We start from the raw sequence: 22,419 nt of genomic DNA, 5'->3' as shown, positions 1-22,419 counted from the left end.
ACCGGGCAGATCGCGAAGCGATGCCGCGCTCGCCCAACCTCGGTCAGGGTGCGAGCCGCCAGGCGAGCACCCTGGGCCGGGGTTGTGAAACACAGCGTCGAATGAGCGGAGGCGACCGATGACCGCGGATCTCAAGCTCGGCATCCACGTCGGGTACTGGCAGCGCGACCCCGAGGACCACACCGAGACCGTGCTGGCCGCCGAGCGGCTCGGCTACGACTCGGTCTTCACGGCCGAGGCGTACGGCTCGGACGCCTTCACCCCCCTCACCTGGTACGCCGCCCGGACCTCGAGGATCAGCCTGGGCACCGCCGTGGTGCAGCTGTCGGCCCGCACCCCGGCGGCCACGGCCATGCACGCGCTCACCCTCGACGCGCTGTCGGGCGGGCGGGTGATCCTGGGGCTGGGCGCGTCCGGCCCGCAGGTCGTCGAGGGCTGGTACGGCGTGCCCTTCCCCAAGCCGCTCGCCCGCACCCGCGAGTACATCGACATCCTCCGCCAGGTCTGGCGCCGCGAGGAGCCCGTCACCAGCGCGGGCCCGCACTACCCGCTGCCGTTCCCGGGCGGCGCCGGGCTGGGCAAGCCGCTGAAGTCCATCGTGCATCCAGCGCGCCCGGAGATCCCGGTCTACCTGGGCGCGGAGGGGCCGAAGAACGTCGCGCTGGCAGCCGAGATCGCGCAGGGCTGGCTGCCGATGTTCATCGACCCGGCGCAGGTGGACACGGTCTTCGGCGACTCGCTGGCGGGCCGCCCGGACGGCTTCGAGATCGCCGCCACCGTCACCGCGATCGTGACCGACGACCTGGACGCCGCGCTGGAGTTCGCCAAGGTGCCGCTGGCGTTCTACATCGGCGGGATGGGCGCCAAGGACCGCAACTTCCATCTCGACCTGATCGGCCGGCTCGGGTACGGCGAGCAGGCCGCCCGCGTCCAGGAGCTGTTCCTGGCGGGGCGGCGGGACGAGGCGATCCGGGCCGTGCCGGACGAGCTGGCCGACTCGATCTCCCTGCTCGGCCCGCTCGGCCGGATCAAGGAGCGGTTGCAGCTGTGGCGCGACAGCCCGGTCACCACGCTGCTGCTGGGCGGGCCCAAGGACGAGCCGACACTGCGCGCCCTGCGCGACCTGGTCCGCGGCTGACCCGTCCCTCCGGGGGACGTTCGGGCCGCGTCCAGGCGGGAATGCCCCGTGCGCCGCCGGTGCTGAGGCGGATGTCCGCCGAGATCGACGAAACGGGGAGAGGACGACGATGTCCGCGCAGGAGGACGCCGCCCGGCTGCTGGTCCGCACGCTCGAGGCCGAGGGCGTGGAGTACGTGTTCGGCCTGCCGGGCGAGGAGAACATCCACTTCGTCGACGCGCTCCGCGACTCCTCGATCCGCTATGTCCTGGTCCGGCACGAGCAGGGCGCGGCGTTCATGGCCGAGATCTACGGCCGGCTGACCGGGAAGGCCGGGGTGGCGTCGGCGACGCTCGGCCCCGGCGCGATCAACCTGCAGCTCGGCGTGGCCGACGCCACCACCAACAGCACGCCGGTCGTCGCGATCTCGGCGCAGGTCGGGCTGGACCGCATCTACAAGGAGTCCCACCAGGTCGTCGACCTGGTCTCGCTGTTCCGGCCGATCACCAAGTGGGCGGAGCTGGCGCCCACCGCCGAGGCGCTGCCGGAGATGGTCCGCAAGGCGTTCAAGACCGCGCAGACCGAACGGCCGGGCGCGGTCTACCTGGCCATTCCCGAGGACGTCGAGGCGGCCAAGGTGCCCTCCGGGCTCGGCCCCCTGCCGGTCAACGTGGTGCGCCCGCAGGAGCCCTCGCCCGCGCAGGTGGCGCGTGCCGCCGACGTCATCGCGCTCGCGAGCCGGCCGATCGTGCTGGCCGGGCACGGCGCGGCCCGCGCCGAGGCGTCGCAGGCGCTGACGGGGTTCGCCTAGGAGTTCGATCCGGCCAAGATCAACCCCGATGGCGACAAGAAGATCATCCACATCCACCGGTTCCCCGCCGAGGTCGACGACCACTACTCGGTGGAGGTCGGCATCCAGGGCGACATCTCCCGGACGCTGCACGCGCTGGCCGATTCGGTGCACCGCCGCTTCGACGTCAACGGCACCGGCCGCGAGATCCGGCGGATGCTGCGCGAGGAGTTCGAGCGGGGCGCCGCCGACGACGGCTTCCCGCTGTCGCCGCTGCGGGTGGTCTCCGACATCCGGCGGGCGATGGGCCGCCATGACATCGTGCTGGCCGACACCGGCGCGGTGAAGATGTGGATGGCCCGCACGTACCCGACCTACGAGCCGAACACGCTGCTGGTCTCCAACGGGCTGTCGTCGATGGGCTTCGCGGTGCCGGGCGCGCTCGCCGCCAAGCTCGCCCGCCCGGACCGGCGGGTGCTGGCGGCCACCGGCGACGGCGCCTTCCTGATGAACTCCCAGGAGCTGGAGACGGCGGTCCGGGAGGACATCCCGATCACCGTGCTGATCTGGGAGGACGGCGCGTACGGCCTGATCGAGTGGAAGATGGACCTGGAGCTGGGCCGCAGCACCTCGATCAGGTTCTCCAATCCCGACTTCGTGAAGTACGCGGAGAGCTTCGGCGCGAGGGGGTACCGTGTCGGCGCCGCCGGCGAGCTGCTGCCCACGCTGCGCGAGGCGCTCGCCGGCGACGGCGTCTCGGTCGTCACCGTCCCGGTCGACTACTCCCACAACCTGAAGCTCACCGACGCCCTCGGCGACCTGACCGGCCCGTTCTGACCCGCGCGCCGCCCCGGGGGCCTTCCGAGGCTCAGGCGGGGACGACGGCCTCGTCCAGGAACGGCATGACCGCGCCCAGGAATCGCGCGGGCGCCTCGGCGAACGGCGCGTGCCCGGTCGGCAGCCTCCGCCACGCCGCGCCTGGGATCGCCCTGCGCACGCCCGGCGCGTCCAGGCCGACCATCGGATCGCGGCTGCCCCACACCAGCAGCGTCGGCGCGGTGATCGCCGAGGCCCGGGACCGCAGATCGTGCTCGGGCGCGGCGAAGCTGCGCCACAGCGCGGCGGCCACCGCGTTGGCCTCCGGGTCGCCGCGCCGCGCGGCGTCCCGGGCGATGATCTCCCGCACCGCCTGGGTGCGGCCGCGCAGGTAGAAGCGCGGCAGCCGGCCCGCCAGCAGCCGCATCGCCGCCGGCCGTCCCATCAGCCGGATGAAGCCGCGGGTGGCGGGGTTGAGCGCGCTGAACCCGCCGCTGTTGACCAGCACCAGCGCCGTCACCCGCTCCGGCTGGGCGATCGCGAACCGCGCCGCCGCGTACCCGCCCACGCTGTTGCCGATCACCGCGACCCGGTCCAGCCCGAGCGCGTCCACGATCTCCGGCAGGATCTCCGCGTACGCCATCGCGGACGGCGCCGCCGTCGCCCCGGCCGACCCGCCGTAGCCGGGCCAGTCCACGCCGTAGGTGGTGTAGCGCTGCGCCAGCGCCGGAATCACCGCGTCGTAGTCGCGGTGGTCGCCGGGGTTGGCGTGCAGCAGCACCAGCGGCGGCCCCTCCCCCGTCACGCTCACCGCCACCGTCCCGAGCGCCGTCCGGACCCGTCTGATCATGTGGTTCCCCTCCCGGACATCGCACGTGGGGCGCCGCGCGGGTCCCTGGTGCGCATGCGGCCGAAGCTAGGCGGCCGCCGACCACCCGGTCAATTGACCCGACCTTCCGGTCATGCCGGAAAAGCGGTTGGGGTCGGTGGCGCTCAGGCGCGGCACAGGATCTCGCCGTGCACGACCGCGTACCAGCCGTCGTCGGCCGCGGCCCATTCCTTCCAGCCCGCGTAGACGCGCCGCAGGTCCTCGCGGGTCGCGTGGCCGCCCGCCACGGCCCGGTCCGCCACGCTCGAACGGAGCATGCGCCCGCCCCACGACTCGCTCCACCACTCGCGCTCCTCCGGCGTGGAGTAGCACCAGGCCGACGCGCTCGCGGTGACGTCGGTGAAGCCGGCGGCCCGCGCCCAGGACACCAGCCGGCGGCCCGCGTCAGGCTCGCCGCCTACCTCCCGCGCCACGGTGTAGTAGAGCGGCAGCCAGTCGTCCATGCCGGGCGGGCTGGGGTGCCAGACCATCCCGCCGAAGTCGGCGTCGCGCGCGGCGACCACGCCGCCGGGACGGCACACGCGGCGCATCTCGCGCAGCGCCCGCACCGGATCGGGCACGTGCTGGAGCACCTGGTGGGCGTGGACGACGTCGAAGGCGTCGTCGGGGAAGTCGAGCGCGTGCACGTCCGCGACCGCGAACGCGACATTGGCCAGGCCCCTGTCCGCGATGGTCCGCCGCGCCTGGTCCAGCACGTCGGCGGCGGCGTCGACGGCGGTGACGGTGCCGGGGGCGACGCGTTCGGCCAGGCCCGCGGTGATGGTCCCGGGCCCGCACCCCACGTCCAGGACCGCGAGCCCGGGACGCAGGCGGCCGACCAGGTAGGCCGCCGAGTTCTCGACCGTGCGCCACTGGTGGGAGCTCAGGACCGTCTCGTGGTGACCGTGGACGTAGCTCATGCTCCCGACCCTAGACCGGCCGCCCACTATCTGAGAAATGCGTCTTGGTATATGAGACACCCGAACATGGGAAACGGGAAGGGGCGGAGACGATCGGCTCGTCTCCGCCCCTCCCCGTTCTCGCTCTCTCGGCGGCCGGCGCGGGCTAGGCGGCCGTGGCCAGGACGCCGCGGCGCGCGGCGGGACGGGCGGCGGGGAGCTCCTCGACCAGGGCGAGCAGCGCGGCCTCCTCGGCCGGTGCCGCCACGGCCTGGACCGGCGCGGTGTCGGCGTAGGCGTTCATGGTCTGATGGGACAGCTCGGTGAGCCACGGCTCGATGACGGTCCGCTCGGCGGGCCCGTAAAGCCGCGGGTGAGAGAGGTGGAAGGTGCCGGTCGCTGCGCTCACTGCACTACCCCTTTCTGCGACCCGGCGATCGCGCCCTCCCCCTGAGGGCCCGTTCCGCCGGAACGGGATGTACCCGGAGGTACGCATCGAACAAGCTCACCGGTTCGATGCTTATTCCGAGGTGTACCCCGAATCACGCTGCTAACTTACGCCCCGCCACTGACATTTTTTCGAACGCGCGTTCCCCCCGCACCCGCCGGGCCGCGGCATCGGCCGAATGGCCGATCCGGGCTTCGGCCCGGAGCCGTACCCTGCGGTGCCATGGACGAGTGGGGACCCCGGCTGGAGCGCGTCGGGTCGGTCGGCGGCTGCCTGCTGCGCGCCGCCATAGGTGCCTGCGCGGCGCTGTACCTGGCCCTGTGCGTGCTCGGCACGGGCGGGAAGGTGTTCGGCTTGGCGACGATCGGGGTGGCGGCGTTCGCGGGGACGGGCGCGCTGCTGACCCGTGGGGCCGAGCGGTGGGCGGCGGCCGCGGCGGTGCTGTCGCTCGCCATCACCGGCCTGCTGGGGGCCACGGACGGGCTGGCGGGCAATCCGAGCATCCTCATCGAGGTCGCGGCGCTGCTGGTACTGCTCGCCCGGGTGGTGTGGCGGGCGCCGCGGCCTCGGCTGCTCGCGCTGGCCGCGCTGGTCGGCGGTGCGGTGGTGGTGCTGCCGCTGCGGGCGACCCCGCTGGCCTGGCTGGTGTTCTCGGCGCCGCTGGCGGTGCTGGTCGGGATCGCGCTGGGCGCCGGGCTCTACCTGCGGGCGGTGGACGCGCGGCGGGCCCGCGCGCTGTCGGACGCGCGCCGCGACGAGCGCCTGGAACTGGCCCGCGACCTGCACGACTTCGTCGCCCACCACGTGACCGGGATCGTGGTGCAGGCGCAGGCCGCCCGGTACACCGCCGGTACGGCGGCCGCGCAGGACCCCGAGCGGCTGGACAAGATGCTCGGCGACATCGAGGCCGCCGGCACCGAGGCGCTGACCTCGATGCGCCGCATGGTCGGCCTGCTGCGCGAGGCCCAGCAGTCCCAGGGTGCCGGACCTGCCGGGGAGGCCCCGGACGGCGCGGGCGGCACCCGTCCCCTCGCCGGGATGGAGCAGGTGCGGGAGCTGGTCGCGCGGTTCTCCGATCCCCCGGCCACGCTGACCGTGGACCCCGGCCTGGGCGCGCTGGCGCCGGAGGTGGCCACCTCGCTGCACCGCGTGGTGCAGGAGGCGCTGACCAACGCGCGCAAGCACGCCTCCGACGCCACCTCCGTCCGGGTGAGCGTGGCCCGGCCGCGCCACGAGCCCGGCGCCGTGGAGGTGGCGGTGCGCGACGACGGCCGGGGCCGGGGGCGCCGCCTGCCGTCCGGCGGGTTCGGGCTGGCGGGCCTGTCGGAACGGGTCGTGGCGATCGGCGGCGAGCTGCGCGCCGGGCCGCGTCCCGAGGGCGGCTGGGAGGTCGTCGCGGTCGTCCCCGCCCTGGGCGCCGACGCCCCCGGAGAGGTCCGGAGGCCCCGGGAGAGCTGAGAGAATCGGCGCCGTGACCCTCCGCGTGCTGATCGCCGACGACCAGGAGATGGTCCGCACCGGATTCCGGATGATCATCGACGCGCAGCCCGGCATGGAGGTGGTCGGGGAGGCCGCCGACGGGGCGCGGGCGGTGGAGCTGGCCCGGCGGCTGCGCCCGGACGTGTGCCTGTTCGACATCCGGATGCCGCGGATGGACGGTCTGGAGGCCACCCGGCTGCTGGCCGGCCCGGAGGTGCCCGACCCGCTCCGGGTCGTGATCGTCACCACGTTCGACACCGACGAGTACGTCTACGGCGCGCTGCGCGGCGGCGCCGCCGGGTTCCTCCTCAAGGACGGCGGCCCGGCGCTGCTGGTCGAGGCCGTGCGGGCCGCGGCCGGCGGGGGCTCGCTGGTCTCGCCGTCGGTCACCGTCCGGCTGCTGGAGCGGCTGGCCGTCCCCGCCCCGTCCGGGACGCGCCCGCCCCGCGAGGCGCTGACCGGGCGGGAGCTGGACGTCGTACGGCTGGTCGCGCGGGGCCGTACCAACGAGGAGATCGCCGGGGAGCTGTTCGTCTCGCTCTCCACCGTGAAGACCCACCTGGGGAGCGTCCAGCGCAAGCTCGACGCCCGCAACCGGGTCGAGGTCGCCGCCTGGGCCTGGGAGACGGGCCTCATGAAGGGCTAGGAAAGGGATAGGAACTGCTACCGGAGTCATTCCACGGCATTCCCGTGGCGCTCCTGGGCTTGTGGCTGCTCGCCGCCATCGGCTGGGGCGCGATCGCGGCGGGCCTGCGCCGCGGCCTGTCCGGCTTCACCCGCCGAACCGCGCTGACCGCGCACGCCATGACGGCCCCCGGCATGGTGCTGTTCTGCGCGGTGCTGGGGTTCGGCACCCTGTACGGCACGATCGCGCTCACCGCCGAATGGTGGGCGCTGATCCTGGCCACCGGGCTGCGCCCCGAACGGCTCGTGGCGTCGGGCTCGCTGCCCCGGCTGGCCGCCTGGTCGGTCCTCACCGTCCTGGCCGTGGCGGTCGTCACACCCGTGGTCCTCCGGGCCTGACCGTGCCAGCCTTCCCTCGGCGGAGGGCGAACCGCCGTTGGGCGGCACGGGTCAAACGTACGTAGGATCCTCGACAACGGGCGGCAAAGTCCCCGTCCCCGGCGGCCGGAGGTGGATCATGCCGTGTGCGTTGTGCGGCGACATCATCCCTACCGAGGTCGCCCGCTGCCCGGCCTGCGGGGCCTGGGCCCGCCGCCGGGACTTCCGCGCGGTCGGCGTCGCCGTCTTCATGCTGCTCGGGTTCAACGCCTTCGTCGCGCTCGGCTCGGGCATCAGCCTGGTCCGGTTGCTCCAGCCGCTGCACCAGGCCACCCACGACACCTATGACCCGGTCGTCACCGAGCGCGTGCTGGCGCCCTACACCGACGTCTTCCTGATCTGCGCGATCATGGCCGGGATCACCGGGCTGCTGTACCTGGGCTGGCTGTGGCGGGCGTACGGGCAGTCCCCGGGCCCGCACCGGCACCGGCGCGCCTGGGTGCTGTTCGGCTGGATCACCCCGCTGGCCAACCTGTGGGTGCCGCCGCGGCTGGTGTACGACGTGTGGGTCAACAGCGGGCGCTTCCGCACGACCCAGCGGCACGCGGTCGGGGCGGTGGTCGCGGGCTGGTGGGGGTTCGTGCTGCTGGGCGTGGGCCTGGCCCGGCTGTTCGCCGTCACCGGGGTGCACACGCTGGCGGAGGCGCGGTTCTCGGTGCACGTGGGGGTGGCGGCGGCGGCCTGCGAGGCGCTGGCCGCCGCGCTGTGCATGGCGTCGGTGTTCGAGATCACCCGCCTCCAGATCGCCCGCGACGCGTAGGCCCCCAGAACCTCGGACGGATTCAGGACGGGGTGGTCGGGCCGGAGCTGCCGCCGCTGGCGTGCCAGAGCCGGCTCGGCGGCCGCTTGACCGCCTCCCCCGCGTGGCCGATGTCGGAGTAGGGGGACATCGCGAACCCGTTGGCGTACAGGACGCGGCGGGGCGAGGGGCGCGCCCGGCCGCCGTCGCGCCGCACCGGGGCCATCGCCCGCCGCAGCGCCTCGTCGCCGCCCTCCCGCCACGCCTCGTACAGGGCGGTCAGGTCCCAGCAGTCGAAGCCGGTCAGCGACACCGCCCGCTCGCCCGGACGGCGCAGCCGCCCCCGCACGACCATCAGCCAGGACCCGAAGACGGTGGCGGCGCAGCGGTCCTGCACCGACTCGAAGAAGGCCAGGTCGACCGGGCCGGTGGAATCGTCCAGGGTCGCGAAGATCACCCGCTGCCCGGACCGCACCGCGGGCGTCTGGGTGGCGACCTTGACCCCCGCGACCAGCAGGTCCTCGCCGGCGCGGCGGCGGGGCAGGTCGCGGGCGCGGACGACGCCGAGCCGGTCGAGCAGCCCGTCGTAGAACGAGAGCACGTGCCGGCTGACGTCCATGCCGAGGATCTCCAGCTCGGCCTCGACCATCTCGCCGGGCGTCATCGGCGGCAGCTCCCCGATCGCCAGCGGCTCGAACGTCCCGCCCCCGTCGAGGCTGGGAGCTCCCGCGCCGTCGAGCGGGAGCTGGCCCTCGACCACGCCCCGGCCCGGCCGCACCGACGAGCGCTCCAGCGCCCCGACCCGGATGAGCAGGTCGCGCCGGGACGGCACGCCCTCGACCGGTTCGGGGGACCCGCCGATGCCGTAGAGGGCGTCGAACCCTCCGGCCAGGACGAGCCGTTCGGTGACGGGACGGGAGACGCGGGCGCGGTGCCAGAAGTCGGTCAGCGAGCGGTAGGGGCGCCCGGCGACGAGCCGTCCGGTCTCGGCGTCGCTGATGCCGCGCACCTCGCCCAGCGCGACCCGGATCCCGAAGCCGTCCGGGGAGCCGGGCACCGGCTCGATCCGCCAGGCGTCCTCCGAGCGGTTGACGTCCAGCGGCAGGATCGGGACGCCGAAGTGCCGGGCGTCGTCGAGGATGACCCGTTTGGGGTACATGCCGGGGTCGTGGGTCAGGACGCCCGCGTAGAACGCCGCCGGATGGTGCCGTTTGAGCCAGGCCGACTGGTAGGTGGGCAGGGCGAAGGAGGCGGCGTGCGCCTTGCAGAACCCGAACGCGCCGAACGCGGTGAGCGTCCGCCACACCTTCCCGACCGTGGCCTCGTCGTAGCCGCGGGCCAGGGCCGCCTCGCGGAACCACTCGCCGACCTCGGCCTGCCCCTGCTCGTCGGCCAGGGCGCGGCGGGCCGCCTCCGCGTCCGACAGCCCGCAGCCGGTCATGACGTCGAGGACGCGCAGGACCTGCTCGTGGAACACCACCACGCCGAGGCTCTCGCGCAGGGGCCCGGCCAGGTCGGGGTGCGGGTACGCGGGGGCGCGGCGGCCGTGGCGGGCGTCCAGGAACGGCGACACCATGTCGGAGTTGACCGGGCCGGGCCGGAACAGCGAGATGTCGATGACCAGGTCGTCGAGGGTGCGCGGCTGCAGCTTGCCGACCAGCTCGCGCTGGCCCGGCGACTCGATCTGGAAGCAGCCCAGCGTGCGGGAGGTGCGGATCATCGCGTAGGTGGCGGCGTCGTCGTGCGGGATCGCCTCCAGGTCGACGCGGCCGCCGCCGGCCCGGTCGATCTCGTCCACCGCGTGCGCCATCGCCGACTGCATCCGGACGCCGAGGACGTCGAGCTTGAGCAGCCCCATGGCCTCGACGTCCTCCTTGTCGAACTGGCTCATCGGGAAGTCCAGCAGGCTCTGCTCGACCGGGCTGCGGTCGCGGAGCGTGGCGTTGGACAGCAGGACGCCGCAGGGGTGCATGGCGATGTGGCGGGGCAGGCCGTCGAGCCGCTCGGCGATCCGGAACAGCACCTCCAGCCGCCCGTGCGCCAGGTTGCTCTGCCGCAGCTCGGGCAGGTCGTGCAGGGCGGTGCGGATCTGCCGGGCCCGCACCCGCGGGAACGCCTTGGCGATCGCGTCGATCTCGGCCGGGGGCAGCCCGACCGCGCCGCCCACCTCGCGGATCGCGCTGCGCGCCCGGTAGGTCTCCATCATCGACACGCACGCGACGGCGTCGGAGCCGAACCGGTCGAACAGGGCCCGGTAGGCGTCCAGCCGCCGCGCCGACTCCACGTCGAGGTCGATGTCGGGCAGGCCGGGGCGGCTGTCGGCCAGGAACCGCTCCATGACCAGGTCGTGCCGGAGCGGGTCGAGGTCGCCGATGCCGAGCAGGTAGTTGACCAGGCTGCCCGCGCCCGAGCCGCGGATGGCGCAGCGGATGCCCAGGGAGCGGATCAGCCGGGCGGCCTCGGCGACGGTGAGGAAGTAGGAGGCCAGGCCCTTGCGGGCGATGATGCCGAGCTCGTGCGCGAGCCGCCGGGCCGCCTCGGCCGAGCGCTCCAGGCCGCGCCGCGCCAGGCCCTCCTCGCACCGGGCGACCAGCCGCCCGTGCGGGTCGTCGCCGGTGTCGGGCAGGTGGACGTCGTCCATGCCCAGGTCGCGGCCGGGGTCGAGGGCGCAGCGCTCCGCCAGCCGCCTGGTCTCGGCGAGCAGCGCGGCGGCCTCGTCGCCGCAGCTCAGCTCCGCGACCCGGCGCATCTCGGGGACCGACTTGAGGTAGGCGTGACCGGTCTGGTCGTCCAGGTGGCGGCGGTGCAGCGGGGCCAGCCTGCGCGCCACGTCGAGCACCTGCGCGACCGGGTAGTCGGACGGGTCGCGGTAGCGCACCGCGTTGCCCAGCACGGCGGGGACGCCCGCCTCCCGGGCCAGGGCGAGCATCCGCGCCGCGCGGTGGCCCTCGCCCCTGCCGTGGTGGTCGACGATCTCGACCACCGTCTCGGCGGCCTCCCGCCAGGCCGCCAGCCGCGCCGCGGCCAGGTCGGGACGGCGCATGGCGACGGCCCGGCCCACGTCCGAGCGCGGCCCGAGCAGGACCACCAGCCCGCCGGAGTGCGCACCGACCAGCTCCCGGGTCACCACCGGGGCGCCCCGCCCGCCCTCGGCGTGGGCGGCGGTGACCAGGCGGCACAGCGAGGCCCACCCGGTGGCGCCGGTGGCCAGGACCACGATCCGCTCCTCCGGCTCGGGCACGTTCGCGCCCGCCTGCGGCCGGACGGCGAGGTCGGCGCCCAGCACGGGGCGCAGGCCGGTCGCCCGGCACGCCCGCACGTGCTTGACGGCGCCGTACAGGCCGTCGCGGTCGGTCAGGGCGAGGGTCTCCATGCCCAGCTCGGCGGCGCGTTCGGCGAGCGCCCGCGGGGGCGCGACGCCGTACCGCAGCGAGTAGGAGGAGGCGACATGCAGGTGCACGGCTGCTCAGTCCCACACCCGGGACAGCATCCAGCCGTCGGTGGCGGCGTCGTAGCGCAGCTCGTACACGCCGATCTCCCGGTCGGGCGTCGCCTCGACCCGCCAGAACTCCCGCTCCCCCGTCACCTCCGCCTCCGGCTGCTGCTCGCGCCACCAGTCCCGGGTGGTGACCCAGTGCTCCAGCACCCGCCGGACGCTGTAGAGCCGGCCCCGCCACACGAACCGGACCGGGCGCCCGTCGGTCGTCCACACCTCGACCGGATCGCCGAACACGCGCGTCATCCGCCTTCCCCGCCCTCTGTGTCGTATCGATCACCGCACAGGGGAAGGCATGCGGCCTGTCTCGAACATACGTTCGCGTCCGAGTCTAGGGAAGTCGACCCCCGGGCGGCAAGGCGGGATCACCACGGATATTCCCGGCGCCTACCCGCAAAAGCGCAGGTCAAACCGCCGATTAATGGACAGACCGGATCGGGGTGAGGGCCTGGTGGGACGGCCCGGCCGAGCGGCTCAGCCGAGCAGCCGGGCGAGCCGGTCGGCGACGCCCATGACCTCGGTCACATCGGCGATCCCGCCGCCCGTCCACAGGTAGCTCCAGCCGTCCCCGGCCGGGGTGGCGACCACCATGGCCTGCCGGCGGGTCCGCGGACCCAGCACGGTCAGCACCGACTCCTCGGGGCCGGCCAGCCGCCACAGCAGCCCGCGCCCCTCGACCTCGTACGCGAGCACCGCGAGGTGATGGCGCCGGACCTCGGCGAACTCCTGCGCACCGACAACTGCCACGATCATCCGCCTCTGGGTGTGGGGCCCGGGCCGCCCGGCGACGCGCGGCGTCCGGGCGGCGACAACCGGCGCCGCCCCTCCAGCATGGCCCGTGGCAGGTGATCCCCTCGGGAAATCCGGGAAGGTGGCGCCCTCGTCTTTGATTCTGCCCTCACTCTCCGTGACCTGCCCGTTACCAAACGCCACGGGATGCTTACGCCTCCCGGAGCACCCCAGGTGGGGATGCGGACCGGCGCCCCGCGCGCACACGCTCCGTGATACACAACCCCTGTGAGGCGCGAGCTGAAGAAGCTGCGGACCCGGACGGCCCTGGTGGACGCGGCCCTCGAACTCTTCCTGGAGAAGGGGTACGAGGCGACGACGATCGACGAGATCGTGGCGGCCGTCCAGATGTCCCAGCGCACCTTCTTCCGCTACTTCGCCACCAAGGAGGACGTGGTCACCGGCTTCCTCGCCGAGTACGACGAGGTGATGAAGGAGGCGCTGGCCGCCCGCCCGCCCGGCGAGCGGCCCCTCACCGCGCTGTACGAGTCGCTGCGCGCGGTGCTGGCGGCGATCGCCGAGAGCGAGCCGGAGGCCGCCGCCCGCTTCCGCAGGGTCCGCCAGGTGATCGAGGCCAACCCGCCGCTGGTGGCCGCGCAGATGGCCCGGCACGCCGCGGCGGAGGGCGAGCTGGTGACGCTGGTCGCGGGGCGGCTGGGGACCGATCCGGCCGACGACGTCCGGCCCCGGCTGATCGTCGCCTTCCACACCGCCGCCGCCCGGGTGGCGTTCGAGGACTGCGCCCGGCACGGCGTCTGGGAACCCGCACAGGTGGCCGCCCGGGTCGAGGCCGTCATGAAGCGGGCCCGGGACGAGCTGCCCCGCTGGATCTGACGCCCGCTCCGGCCGTCCCTATACAAGCGCGACATTCCAGGACTTGCCGCTAAGGTTTGCAGACGATGACCACGCATCTGGGCGCGAACTCCGGGGCGCTGCGGCCGGAGGATCCGCGCGAACTCGGCCGGTACCGGCTGCTGTCGCGGCTCGGCCGGGGCGGCATGGGCACCGTCTTCCTGGGCTCGGACGACGCCGGCCGCAAGGTCGCCGTCAAGGTGATCAACCGCGAGCTGGCCAGCGAGGACGCCTTCCGCGAACGGTTCCGCCGCGAGGTGACCGCGGCCCGGCAGGTCCGCCGCTTCTGCACCGCCCCCGTGCTGGACGCCGAACTCGACCGCGACCCGCTCTACGTCGTGACCGAGTACATCGAGGGCCCCAGCCTGGAGAGCGCGGTCGCGGAGCGCGGCGCGCTGCCCGGCTCCGACCTGGAGGGGCTGGCGGTCGGGGTGGCGACCGCGCTGGCGGCCATCCACGGCGCCGGGATCGTGCACCGCGACCTCAAGCCCGCGAACGTGCTGCTGTCCGCGACCGGCCCGCGGGTGATCGACTTCGGGATCGCGCGGGCGCTGGACGCCGCCGACGGCCCGACCCGTACCGGCCAGTTCGTCGGGACGCCCAACTACCTGCCGCCCGAGCTGCTGCGCGGCCAGGAGGTCACGCCCGCCGCCGACGTGTTCTCCTGGGGCTGCGTGGTCGCCTACGCCGGTACGGGACGCGCGCCGTTCGCGGGCAGCACCGTCCCGGAGATCTTCTACCGGGTGGCGCACGACCCGCCCACGCTGGACGGCCTCGACCCGGGGCTGAAGGACGTGGTCGCCGCCGCGCTCGACAAGGACCCGCAGCGCCGCCCGTCGGTGCAGGAGCTGCTGCAGCGGCTGGTCGGGCACGCGCAGGCCGACCCGGCGCGGCTCGCCGAGACCGTCCAGGCGAGCTGGCACGGCCCCGCCACCGCGCCGCCGCCGCCGTCCACGCCGCCCCCGCCGACCGCCGGGGCCACGCGCGGCGACACCCCGCCCCCGTGGAGGCCGCCGGGCCGGGCGCCGGAAGGCCGCGGGGGCGCAGGCGTCCCGCGCAGGCCGCTGATCATCGGCGCGGCGGCCCTGGCCGCCGTCGTCGCGGGCGCCGCGCTGCTGTTCACCGTCTTCGGCTCGGACGGGCCGCCGGAGCAGGTGGCCACCGAGTTCGCCGACGACTTCTCCAACGAGGGCTCCGGCTGGGGCGATTTCACCGGCCAGTACGACTACAAGGACGGCAGGTACCGCCTGGAGACCAACAGCCTCGACCAGTCCCGCGAGCGCTGGGTGCCCAAGGAGAAGGCCGAGCAGCTGCCCCAGCGGATGCTGGTCTCCGCGACCACCGCCGTCGTGGCGGGCGGTCCCGACAGCCGGTACGGCCTGACGTGCCGCGGCAACGAGTCGACCTCCAGCCAGTACGGGTTCCTGATCCGCAACGACGGCAAGGGCGCGCTGCTGCGCAAGAAGGCCGGCGACCAGGGGACCAAGGAACTCGACAACGTCGACACGGTGCCCGGCTTCAAGGAGAAGGGCGCCAACCGGCTGCAGATCGCCTGCGAGCCCGGCGAGGGCGGCAAGGACATCAGGCTGCGGCTGTGGGTGAACGGCGAGCAGGTGATCGACTACACCGACGCCGACCGGCCGCTGCCCCACGGCTGGGCCGGGCTGTTCATCGAGCGAGGCGGGAACGCGGCCCAGAGGACCGCGGTGGACTTCGACGACTTCGACCTGTCGAAGATCCTCGGCTGAGCGTCCCGGCTCAGCCGAGGTAGCCGGTGATCCAGCGGTCCAGCTCGGCGAAGACCCGCTCCCTGGCGGGCTTGGCCGACAGCACCAGGTCGTGGAGGCCGCCCTCGATCCGTACCAGCGTCACGTGGCGGCCGAGGCGGGGCGCCCAGCGCGCCATGTGCTCCACGTCCAGGACGGCGTCCGCGCCGCTCAGGTCGGCGACCCCCGGCTTGGGCCTGACGCTGCGGTCCGACGACATCACCAGGACGGGCACGTCGATGCCGAGCCCCGCGTGCACGCGCAGCTGCCCGCGCCGCACGGCGGCCAGCCACGCGGCCCGCACCGGGAAGCCGAGCAGCGGCTTCCACTCCAGGTCGAACTCCCACTCGCCCTCGTGGTCGCGGTGGATGCTGCGCGGGTAGAGGTCGGACACCCCGGCGGGCAGCTTCGCCGCCGGGAACCGCCGCCCGAGCACCCTGGCCAGGCCCGCGCCCAGCTTCCGCATCACCAGCGGCTCGTTGATGTCGAGGAACGGGCTGTTGAGGAAGAGCCCGTCGACCAGCCCCCGGCCCTTGACCCGGTCCGCGTACAGCGCCGCCACCAGGCCGCCGGTGGAGTGGCCGTTGAGGAGCAGAACGTCGTGGCCGTCCTCCTCCCGGACGATCCGCACCGCCTCGTCGATCTCCGGAAAGTAGTCGGTGAGGCTGTTGACGAAGTTGGGCGTCTGGTGGGGGCGCAGCGACCGCCCGTACTTGCGCAGGTCGAGGGCGTAGAAGTCGAAGCCGCGCTCGACGTAGAAGTCGGCGAGGTGCTTCTGGAAGAAGTAGTCGATGAAGCCGTGCACGTACAGGACGGCGCGGCGGCCGGGGTCGGTGCGGCGGCGCCTGACGAGGGTGGCGACGACCTCGCCCTCGGCGTCCTCGCCGAGCGGCAGCTCGATCGCCTCGTACCCGGAACCGAGCACATCGGTCGTCACGTCCATGAATCGCGCCCCCTCAGTTGAATCCGGCCTGCATGGCTGGAAATCTAACCTCCTGCCGCCCCCGTATCCTCCCAGGAGCCGCACGATGCCGAGCCCGCTGCGCGACAACGACCCCAGGCGGCTGGGCGAGTACCGGATCGTCGGGAGGCTGGGCCGCGGCGGCATGGGCACCGTCTTCCAGGGCGAGGACGCGGCGGGGCGGCCGGTCGCGGTCAAGGTCATCAACGCGGAGCTGGCCGACGAGCCCGCCTTCCACGAGCGCTTCCGCCGCGAGGTGACGGCCGCCCGGCGGGTCCGCCGCTTCTGCACGGCGCCCGTGCTGGACGCCGAACTCGACCGCGACCCGCTGTACGTCGTCACCGAGTACGTCGACGGCCCGTCCCTGGACGAGGCGGTCAAGGAGAACGGGCCGCTGCACGGCGGCGGCCTCGACGGCCTGGCGGTCGGCATCGCGACCGCGCTGGGCGCCATCCACGACGCGGGCATCGTGCACCGCGACCTCAAGCCCGCCAACGTGCTGCTGTCCCCCACCGGCCCGCGGGTGATCGACTTCGGGATCGCGCGGGCGCTGGACGCGGTCGACGGCCCCACCCGCACCGGGCAGTTCGTCGGCACCCCCGCCTACATCGCGCCGGAGATCTTCCGATCCGAGGAGATCACTCCCGCCGTCGACGTGTTCTCCTGGGGCTGCGTGATCGCCTTCGCGGGCACGGGCCGGTCGCCGTTCGCCGACTCGACCGTCCCGGCGATCATGCGGCGGGTGATGACCGAGCCGCCCGTGCTGGACGGCCTCGACCCTGCTCTCCGCGACCTCGTCACCGCCGCGCTCGACAAGGACCCGCGCAACCGTCCCACCGTGAGCGACCTGCTGACCCGTCTCACCGGACGCCAGGAGCCGCCCGCACCCGCACCCGCCCCGGCGCCGCCGGAGCAGACCGCCGTACAGGAGCCTGCCCCGAGAAGCCGGCGGCCCTCCGGCTCGCCCAAGCTGCTGATCTTGACGGTCGCCGTCGTGCTCGCGGTCCCCTTCACCATCTTTCAGGCCAGGGACTGGCTCAGCGACCCGGACGAGGCGGTCCCGGACGACACGCGCAGCGTCTTCACCGACGACTTCTCCGACCGGCGGTCGGGCTGGGGCAACAGCGACTACAAGGAGGGCTCGCTCATCGGCTTCGGGTTCAAGCCGGGCGGTACCTACGGGCTGGACGCGGGAGGGATGAACCCGGTCAAGCTCAGGATGTCGCCCGTCACCCGGGAGCGGATGCCCGAATCGGTCCTGGCCACGGTGACGGTCAAGGCCGCGCAGGGCCCGCCGCACGGGATGTTCGGCCTGATCTGCGCCGAGCAGTACGACAACGGCGCCAGCGGCTACCGGTTCCTGGTCCGCCGCGACGGCCAGGGCGCGGTGGTCCGCAAGGTCACCAAGGACCGCGGTTCCAAGGAGCTGGCGCGAATCGGCGAGGTCACGGGCTTCGACACCGCCGGCCCCAACCGCGTCCAGATCGCCTGCGAGCCCGACGGCGACCAGATCTGGCTGCGGATGTGGGTGAACGGCGAGCTCGCCGCCGACATCGACGACACCGACCGCCCGATGCTCAAGGGCAACGTCGGGCTGATCGCCGCCCAGGAGACCGGGGCCGCCGAGGTGCGCGTCGACTTCGACGACTTCGAGATGGCCGAGATCCTTTACTGACCTCACGGCTCGGGCGCTTGCCGCACGTTCACGACCTGGGTCATGCCCTCCTCCTGGATCGCCTGCGGGGCGGGCTTGCGCGCGTCGTGGCTCATCCGGACCAGGATCGCGACCAGGATCCAGTTGGCCATCAGCGAGGACCCGCCCTGGGCCAGGAACGGCGTCGCCAGGCCCGTCAGCGGGATGAGCCTGGTGACGCCCCCGACGATGAGGAACACCTGGAGCGCCAGGATGAACGACACCCCGCCCGCGAAGAGTTTCAGGAACGGATCCCGTGCCGCGACGGCCGTCTTCATCCCCCGCTGCACGAACAACGCGTACATCACCAGCAGCGCCATCAAGCCGGTGAGCCCGATCTCCTCCCCGAGCGAGTCGAAGATGAAGTCGCTGAACGACAGCGGAGTGCGCCACGGCTGCCCCTGGCCGAGTCCGGTGCCCAGTACCCCGCCCGCGCCGAGCGCGTACAGGCCCTGCAACAACTGCGCACTGTCGGCGTACTTGCCATGCAGTTTCGTGCAGGCGCGCAGCCCCGCCCCCAGGTCCCGGCCGGAGGCCGCGGCCTCCTGCTTGTACAGCTCGGTGTCCGGGTTGACGGGGATGACCCTGGCGCCGATCTGGCAGCCGCCGTCGAAGTAGGGCTTGGGGTTCTGCCAGATGTCGATCCGCTGGTTCACGTGGCTCATGAACGGCAGCACGGTCGCGAGGGCGATCCCGGCCGCCAGCAGCCCGACGCCGATCAGCACCCACGAGGTCCGCTGGGTGGCGATGTAGAGCATCGAGATGAACAGGCCGAAGTACAGCAGGGCGGTGCCCAGGTCCTTCTGGACGAACAGCACGCCCAGGCAGACGATCCAGATCACCAGGATCGGGCCCAGGTCGCGGGCGCGCGGCAGGCTGACCGGCCCGATCCGCCGGCCGATCAGCGACATCGCATGCCGCTTGTTGACCAGGTATCCGGCGAAGAGGACGACCAGCATGATCTTGGCGAACTCGCCCGGCTGCAGCGAGAACCCGCCCACCCGGATCCACACCCGGGCCCCGTTGATGGACGCGCCGATGCCCGGCACGATCGGCAACAGCAGCAGCACGACCGCGCTGAGGCCGATCAGGTAGGTGTAGCGCTGCGTGGACTTGGGCGTGAACGACAGCCGGGCGCCGGGCTTGGCGCCGTCCCGCATGATGAGCACGGCGGCCACGAAGAGCGCGATGCCGACGAACGTCCACATCAACTGGCTGGGCGCGTCGGCCGCGTCCTTGGCCACCTCCCCGGTGCCCAGCGCCGCCTGCTTGTCCGCGCTGGTGTCCAGGTCGAGCCGGTAGATCATCGCCAGCCCGAGGCCGTTCAACGCCACCGCCAGCGGCAGCAGCAGCGGATCGGCGTAGGGCGCGAACCTGGCCTGCGCCATGAACGCGATCAGGGCGAGCAGCGCCAGAGCACCCCCGTAGAGGGGCAGGCCCAGCGGGAGCCGCCCGTCCCGTGCGAGCCCGACCTCGGCGAAGGCCGCCAGCGTCAGCGCCATCGCGAAGACGAGCATCCCCAGGCAGGCGGCGTTGCTCTTCTGGAACAGCGGCCCTGCCTTGACCCGTTCCCCGATCCTGTTCACTCGCGATCAACCTCCCCGTGGACGGCCGGGGGTCGGTCATGTTCGGTTGTTCCTCCGGCGGCGCGTCCCATGCCGCCGTTATCGTCCCTTGTCGTGAACGCCACCGAGTTGGACCGACGGGCCCGCACCTACGACGGATGGGTCCCGCCCGAGCTGGTCTCACTGCTGATCGAGCACGGCCACGTGGACGAGGTGCGCGTCCAAGCGCAAGGCGGGGATTGGTACTGCGCGCGCGGGTGGGCGCAGGTGTTGATCGAACGGGATCAGCAAGACGCGGCCCTGGCCGTCCTGGCGCCGTTCGTGGACGCGGGCTGGTCAAAAGCGGCCCGAAGCGTCGCCGACCTCCTCGACGGCTGGGGACGCGGGGACGAGGCGATCGCCCTGCTCCGCCCCCACGCCGGTGATCGGCTAGCCCTGCCGGACCTGGCGAAACTCCTGTCCCGGCACGACAGGACCGCCGAGGCGTTCGACCTCCTCTACCCGCACACCAAGGACTGGTTCCTCGCACAGGCCCTGGTCGACGTGACCGCAGGAACGGACCGGGACGAAGAAGTCGCCCACCTCCTGGAGGCGTACGTCGCCGACGTCCACAGGTTCGAAGCGGAGCCCTGGAACGCCGAGCCGTCGAACGCCGTCGACCTGCTGGCCACGGTCCGCGAGCGGCAGGGGCGGATCGACGAGGCGATAGCTCTCCTGCACACCCGCCACGTGGGCGTGGTCAACAACCGCGATCAGCTCGCCGACCTCCTCGTGCGGCACGGCCGGCACGACGAACTGCGGGAGTACGTCGCCGGGGAAGGAGGCGAAGCGGCGGCCTACTGTCTGGCCGAGCTTCTGGAGGAGCGCGGAGACGTGGAAGGCGCCGTCGAGGTGCTGCGGCCGCTCGCGGACGGTTCACCGAACGCGGCGTTCGCGCTCGCCGAACTGCTGGCCCGGCACGGCCGGGCCGACGAGGCGATCGAGGTCCTCCGGCCGGTGCCGCGCTCGATGGGCGGCGACCCCGAGTGGGTCGTCCGGAAGCTCGGAACACTGCTGGCCGACGAGGGCCGCCTCGACGAGGCGCTGGCGTTCATCGACGCCTTCGACGGCAGGTCGTGGGAGCTGGCCTACGAACGCGCCTGGCTGCTGTCCTACTGCGGCCGGACCGATGAGGCGGTCACAGAACTACGCGCCCACCCCGAGGCGGCCACCTGGTACGGGGCCTGGCTCATCTCCGGCCTCCTGGCCGATGCCGGTCGACTGGACGAGGCCATCGAGGTCCTGCGAACGGGCTCTGATGCCGGGACGAACGCGACCGCCCTGGCCGAACTGCTCATCCGCCAGGGACACGTCAAGGACGCCATGACCGCCCTGCACCAGCGGACGACCGTCGTCCCGTCCTGGACTCCACCCGACCTGTCGGAGAACCCGCCCTTCTGACGTGGGCCTCCGAGCGGGCAACGGAGGGGAGGACGACCGCGCCCACTCGGAGGTGATCAGGGCAGGTCGAGGAGCGCGTAGACGGTCTTGGTGCCGTCCCCTTCGGGCCGCTGCCCCCAGTGCCGCGCGATCTGGTCCACGATCCACATCCCGCGCCCGGACTCGTCCAGCGCGTCCGCCTCGCGGCACACGACCCGTCCCGTACTGGAGTCGCGCACTTCGATCACCAGCATCGTCGGCCACCGCATCATGCGGAATCCGATCGGCGTCCCGGGCGCGGCCGCGATCGCATTGCTGACGAGTTCGGAAATCACCAGGAGCGCATCGTCGGCCAGTCCGTTGAGCCCCCATTTGTCCAGATGGGCATTGGCCAGATCCCGCAGCACCCCATTGGACGAGGGCGCCGCGAGCACTTCGCGTTCCACATAAAGGCCGGAGGGCGGGGTTCCTTGCTCCTGATACATGATCGTCATTCGTTTCGTCCTGGGCGCGAGCCGGGTTCCTTTTCGTTCGGGCCACCCACAATGACGATCCGCGTCGTACTCTGGGAACGCAATCGAATGGTACCCACCCCCGTACCTGCAAGGAGCCCCCCAAATGCCCCCATGTACGCATATTGACCCTCGCGAGAGCCTGCGCGCCCAACTCGCCTACACCCTCCGCACGATGCGCACTCTCAAGGGCCTCAGCCAGGAGCAACTCGCCAAGGAACTGTTCCTCTCCCGCGAGGCCATCACCGCGTACGAGACCCAGCGCAACTTCCCCGACCTCGACACGTGCAAGCAGTTCGACGAGTTCTTCGGCACCGGCGAACTCTTCCAGGCCCAATGGGCCCACGCCCAACGCGAACACGTCCACGAGTGGTTCGAGGCCTACCTCACCCACGAACTCGAAGCCATCCAGATCAAGACCTTCCAGCCCTTGCACATGCCCGGACTACTTCAGACCGAGGAACATGTCAGATCGAACGGCATGCCCAGCCCTCAGATCGAGGATGACATTTCCAAACGACTGGCAAGGCGCGATATTCTCACCCGAGAAGCTGACCCAGCCTTCCTCTTCGCGATACTCGACGAGTCCGTCATACGTCGCCCTATAGGTGGCGCAGAGGTAATGAGGAAGCAACTCCAACATCTCCTCACACTGAGTGAGCTCCCCAACGTCACGATCGAAATCGTCAGAGAACAGGCAGGCTGGTATTTTGGCCTGGACGGCGCCCTAGTCTTCCTGACCAAGCCTGACAACACGTCGGTCGGCTACGTGGAAGCCCAGTTCGGGGGCAGACTTCTCGAGGAGCCGACCAGGGTGGCTAAACTTGGGTTGCGGTTCGATCTGATCAGGGCACGAGCTCTGTCAGAGGACGCCTCCCGCACCCTGATCCGCAAGACGATGGAGACGATTGCAGATGATTCAGTGGCGGAAGAGTAGACACAGCCAAAGCAACGCACAGGGCGAATGCATCGAAGTCTCGATCAATCTCGCCTGGACGACACTCATCCGCGACTCCAAGAACCCTCAGGGCCCCCGCCTGACACTCACACGGAGCGAATTCACCCAACTCATCCACACCATCAAAGCCAGGGCCGTTCCAAGATCGTGAGTGTTGGGTGAGCTGTGCCGTGTCGCGGGATGTCGCGAT

The 22,419-nt window shown here is 72.5% G+C and carries 22 protein-coding genes; 13 read left to right on the top strand and 9 right to left on the bottom strand.

Annotated elements, in window-relative coordinates; all coding sequences use genetic code 11:
- Positions 1 to 118: 118 nt before the first annotated feature.
- The 3 genes from ACFPZN_RS15120 to ACFPZN_RS15110 all read left to right on the top strand — a co-directional run bounded on the left by ACFPZN_RS15120 (position 119) and on the right by ACFPZN_RS15110 (position 2,744).
- Entirely contained in the window at positions 119 to 1,138 is a 1,020-nt protein-coding gene (locus ACFPZN_RS15120; RefSeq protein WP_378282577.1) for an LLM class F420-dependent oxidoreductase, read from the top strand.
- 109 nt (positions 1,139 to 1,247) lie between these two features.
- Positions 1,248 to 1,928 (top strand): thiamine pyrophosphate-binding protein, encoded by a 681-nt coding sequence (locus tag ACFPZN_RS15115; RefSeq protein WP_378282576.1) that lies wholly within the window; start codon positions 1,248 to 1,250, stop codon positions 1,926 to 1,928.
- Positions 1,929 to 2,018: 90 nt separating this feature from the next.
- Positions 2,019 to 2,744, top strand: a complete 726-nt coding sequence (locus ACFPZN_RS15110; protein WP_378282575.1) for a thiamine pyrophosphate-dependent enzyme — start codon at positions 2,019 to 2,021, stop codon at positions 2,742 to 2,744.
- Between the two features lie 31 nt (positions 2,745 to 2,775).
- On the opposite strand, the gene ACFPZN_RS15105 is transcribed toward ACFPZN_RS15110, so the two are convergent.
- The 3 genes from ACFPZN_RS15105 to ACFPZN_RS15095 form a co-directional block, all read right to left on the bottom strand.
- Positions 2,776 to 3,573, bottom strand: a complete 798-nt coding sequence (locus ACFPZN_RS15105) for an alpha/beta fold hydrolase (protein ID WP_378282574.1) — start codon at positions 3,571 to 3,573, stop codon at positions 2,776 to 2,778.
- Between the two features lie 143 nt (positions 3,574 to 3,716).
- The gene (locus tag ACFPZN_RS15100; RefSeq protein ID WP_378282573.1) at positions 3,717 to 4,511 is read right to left on the bottom strand and encodes a class I SAM-dependent methyltransferase; all 795 of its coding nucleotides are present in this window, start codon (positions 4,509 to 4,511) and stop codon (positions 3,717 to 3,719) included.
- A 145-nt stretch (positions 4,512 to 4,656) separates the two neighbouring features.
- Positions 4,657 to 4,899: a hypothetical protein gene (locus ACFPZN_RS15095; RefSeq protein WP_378282572.1), complete on the bottom strand. Its 243-nt coding sequence runs from the start codon at positions 4,897 to 4,899 to the stop codon at positions 4,657 to 4,659.
- 261 nt (positions 4,900 to 5,160) lie between these two features.
- Between ACFPZN_RS15095 and ACFPZN_RS15090 the strand changes: the two genes are divergently transcribed.
- From ACFPZN_RS15090 to ACFPZN_RS15075, 4 genes are all read left to right on the top strand, one after another.
- A complete protein-coding gene (locus ACFPZN_RS15090) occupies positions 5,161 to 6,396 on the top strand; it encodes a sensor histidine kinase (protein WP_378282571.1) in 1,236 nt (411 codons plus the stop codon).
- A gap of 13 nt (positions 6,397 to 6,409) precedes the next feature.
- Complete coding sequence (locus ACFPZN_RS15085) at positions 6,410 to 7,063, top strand: response regulator (protein ID WP_378282570.1); 654 nt, start codon at positions 6,410 to 6,412, stop codon at positions 7,061 to 7,063.
- A gap of 44 nt (positions 7,064 to 7,107) precedes the next feature.
- Positions 7,108 to 7,440, top strand: a complete 333-nt coding sequence (locus ACFPZN_RS15080; protein ID WP_378282569.1) for a hypothetical protein — start codon at positions 7,108 to 7,110, stop codon at positions 7,438 to 7,440.
- A 118-nt stretch (positions 7,441 to 7,558) separates the two neighbouring features.
- On the top strand, positions 7,559 to 8,239 hold the full coding sequence (locus tag ACFPZN_RS15075) for a DUF4328 domain-containing protein (RefSeq protein ID WP_378282568.1): 681 nt from the start codon (positions 7,559 to 7,561) through the stop codon (positions 8,237 to 8,239).
- A gap of 22 nt (positions 8,240 to 8,261) precedes the next feature.
- On the opposite strand, the gene ACFPZN_RS15070 is transcribed toward ACFPZN_RS15075, so the two are convergent.
- The 3 genes from ACFPZN_RS15070 to ACFPZN_RS15060 form a co-directional block, all read right to left on the bottom strand.
- Positions 8,262 to 11,678, bottom strand: a complete 3,417-nt coding sequence (locus ACFPZN_RS15070; protein ID WP_378282567.1) for a DNA polymerase III subunit alpha — start codon at positions 11,676 to 11,678, stop codon at positions 8,262 to 8,264.
- 6 nt (positions 11,679 to 11,684) lie between these two features.
- Positions 11,685 to 11,960: a DUF6504 family protein gene (locus tag ACFPZN_RS15065; protein ID WP_378282566.1), complete on the bottom strand. Its 276-nt coding sequence runs from the start codon at positions 11,958 to 11,960 to the stop codon at positions 11,685 to 11,687.
- Between the two features lie 228 nt (positions 11,961 to 12,188).
- Positions 12,189 to 12,461, bottom strand: a complete 273-nt coding sequence (locus tag ACFPZN_RS15060) for a hypothetical protein (RefSeq protein WP_378282565.1) — start codon at positions 12,459 to 12,461, stop codon at positions 12,189 to 12,191.
- A 270-nt stretch (positions 12,462 to 12,731) separates the two neighbouring features.
- On the opposite strand from ACFPZN_RS15060, the gene ACFPZN_RS15055 reads away from it, so the two are divergent.
- Together ACFPZN_RS15055 and ACFPZN_RS15050 are read left to right on the top strand one after the other, a co-directional pair.
- Positions 12,732 to 13,337, top strand: coding sequence for a TetR family transcriptional regulator (locus ACFPZN_RS15055; protein ID WP_378282564.1), 606 nt, complete (start codon positions 12,732 to 12,734; stop codon positions 13,335 to 13,337).
- 65 nt (positions 13,338 to 13,402) lie between these two features.
- A complete protein-coding gene (locus ACFPZN_RS15050; RefSeq protein WP_378282563.1) occupies positions 13,403 to 15,103 on the top strand; it encodes a serine/threonine-protein kinase in 1,701 nt (566 codons plus the stop codon).
- A 10-nt stretch (positions 15,104 to 15,113) separates the two neighbouring features.
- Here the strand turns inward: ACFPZN_RS15050 and ACFPZN_RS15045 are convergent, their stop codons facing one another.
- The gene (locus tag ACFPZN_RS15045; RefSeq protein ID WP_378282562.1) at positions 15,114 to 16,064 is read right to left on the bottom strand and encodes an alpha/beta hydrolase; all 951 of its coding nucleotides are present in this window, start codon (positions 16,062 to 16,064) and stop codon (positions 15,114 to 15,116) included.
- Positions 16,065 to 16,149: 85 nt separating this feature from the next.
- Between ACFPZN_RS15045 and ACFPZN_RS15040 the strand changes: the two genes are divergently transcribed.
- The gene (locus ACFPZN_RS15040) at positions 16,150 to 17,757 is read left to right on the top strand and encodes a serine/threonine-protein kinase (RefSeq protein ID WP_378282561.1); all 1,608 of its coding nucleotides are present in this window, start codon (positions 16,150 to 16,152) and stop codon (positions 17,755 to 17,757) included.
- Positions 17,758 to 17,759: 2 nt separating this feature from the next.
- Here ACFPZN_RS15040 and ACFPZN_RS15035 read toward each other — a convergent pair whose 3' ends face one another.
- A complete protein-coding gene (locus ACFPZN_RS15035) occupies positions 17,760 to 19,361 on the bottom strand; it encodes an FtsW/RodA/SpoVE family cell cycle protein (RefSeq protein ID WP_378282560.1) in 1,602 nt (533 codons plus the stop codon).
- 93 nt (positions 19,362 to 19,454) lie between these two features.
- Between ACFPZN_RS15035 and ACFPZN_RS15030 the strand changes: the two genes are divergently transcribed.
- Positions 19,455 to 20,780 carry a tetratricopeptide repeat protein gene (locus tag ACFPZN_RS15030; protein ID WP_378282559.1) on the top strand — a complete coding sequence of 442 codons (1,326 nt, stop codon included), beginning with the start codon at positions 19,455 to 19,457 and terminating at the stop codon, positions 20,778 to 20,780.
- A gap of 56 nt (positions 20,781 to 20,836) precedes the next feature.
- Here the strand turns inward: ACFPZN_RS15030 and ACFPZN_RS15025 are convergent, their stop codons facing one another.
- Positions 20,837 to 21,253: an ATP-binding protein gene (locus ACFPZN_RS15025; protein ID WP_378282558.1), complete on the bottom strand. Its 417-nt coding sequence runs from the start codon at positions 21,251 to 21,253 to the stop codon at positions 20,837 to 20,839.
- A 124-nt stretch (positions 21,254 to 21,377) separates the two neighbouring features.
- On the opposite strand from ACFPZN_RS15025, the gene ACFPZN_RS15020 reads away from it, so the two are divergent.
- Together ACFPZN_RS15020 and ACFPZN_RS15015 are read left to right on the top strand one after the other, a co-directional pair.
- The gene (locus tag ACFPZN_RS15020) at positions 21,378 to 22,208 is read left to right on the top strand and encodes a helix-turn-helix domain-containing protein (RefSeq protein ID WP_378282557.1); all 831 of its coding nucleotides are present in this window, start codon (positions 21,378 to 21,380) and stop codon (positions 22,206 to 22,208) included.
- Positions 22,186 to 22,380 carry a DUF397 domain-containing protein gene (locus tag ACFPZN_RS15015; RefSeq protein ID WP_378282556.1) on the top strand — a complete coding sequence of 65 codons (195 nt, stop codon included), beginning with the start codon at positions 22,186 to 22,188 and terminating at the stop codon, positions 22,378 to 22,380. The genes ACFPZN_RS15020 and ACFPZN_RS15015 overlap by 23 nt, the downstream gene beginning before the upstream one ends.
- Positions 22,381 to 22,419: the final 39 nt, after the last annotated feature.

The sequence above is a fragment of the Actinomadura rugatobispora genome, assembly GCF_042656285.1.
Lineage (GTDB): Bacteria > Actinomycetota > Actinomycetes > Streptosporangiales > Streptosporangiaceae > Spirillospora > Spirillospora rugatobispora.
Note: the sequence above shows the minus strand (reverse complement) of the source record. Positions and strands in the feature narration are given on the sequence as shown.

What these genes read in the sequence shown, in the direction of transcription:
- ACFPZN_RS15115 (WP_378282576.1), top strand. Translation starts at nt 1,248, where the DNA reads ATGTCCGCGCAGGAGGACGCCGCCCGGCTGCTGGTCCGCACGCTCGAG.
- ACFPZN_RS15105 (WP_378282574.1), bottom strand. Translation starts at nt 3,573, where the DNA reads ATGATCAGACGGGTCCGGACGGCGCTCGGGACGGTGGCGGTGAGCGTG.
- ACFPZN_RS15100 (WP_378282573.1), bottom strand. Translation starts at nt 4,511, where the DNA reads ATGAGCTACGTCCACGGTCACCACGAGACGGTCCTGAGCTCCCACCAG.
- ACFPZN_RS15075 (WP_378282568.1), top strand. Translation starts at nt 7,559, where the DNA reads ATGCCGTGTGCGTTGTGCGGCGACATCATCCCTACCGAGGTCGCCCGC.
- ACFPZN_RS15065 (WP_378282566.1), bottom strand. Translation starts at nt 11,960, where the DNA reads ATGACGCGCGTGTTCGGCGATCCGGTCGAGGTGTGGACGACCGACGGG.
- ACFPZN_RS15025 (WP_378282558.1), bottom strand. Translation starts at nt 21,253, where the DNA reads ATGACGATCATGTATCAGGAGCAAGGAACCCCGCCCTCCGGCCTTTAT.
- ACFPZN_RS15020 (WP_378282557.1), top strand. Translation starts at nt 21,378, where the DNA reads ATGCCCCCATGTACGCATATTGACCCTCGCGAGAGCCTGCGCGCCCAA.
- ACFPZN_RS15120 (WP_378282577.1), top strand. Translation starts at nt 119, where the DNA reads ATGACCGCGGATCTCAAGCTCGGCATCCACGTCGGGTACTGGCAGCGC.
- ACFPZN_RS15040 (WP_378282561.1), top strand. Translation starts at nt 16,150, where the DNA reads ATGCCGAGCCCGCTGCGCGACAACGACCCCAGGCGGCTGGGCGAGTAC.
- ACFPZN_RS15045 (WP_378282562.1), bottom strand. Translation starts at nt 16,064, where the DNA reads ATGGACGTGACGACCGATGTGCTCGGTTCCGGGTACGAGGCGATCGAG.
- ACFPZN_RS15015 (WP_378282556.1), top strand. Translation starts at nt 22,186, where the DNA reads ATGATTCAGTGGCGGAAGAGTAGACACAGCCAAAGCAACGCACAGGGC.
- ACFPZN_RS15050 (WP_378282563.1), top strand. Translation starts at nt 13,403, where the DNA reads ATGACCACGCATCTGGGCGCGAACTCCGGGGCGCTGCGGCCGGAGGAT.
- ACFPZN_RS15090 (WP_378282571.1), top strand. Translation starts at nt 5,161, where the DNA reads ATGGACGAGTGGGGACCCCGGCTGGAGCGCGTCGGGTCGGTCGGCGGC.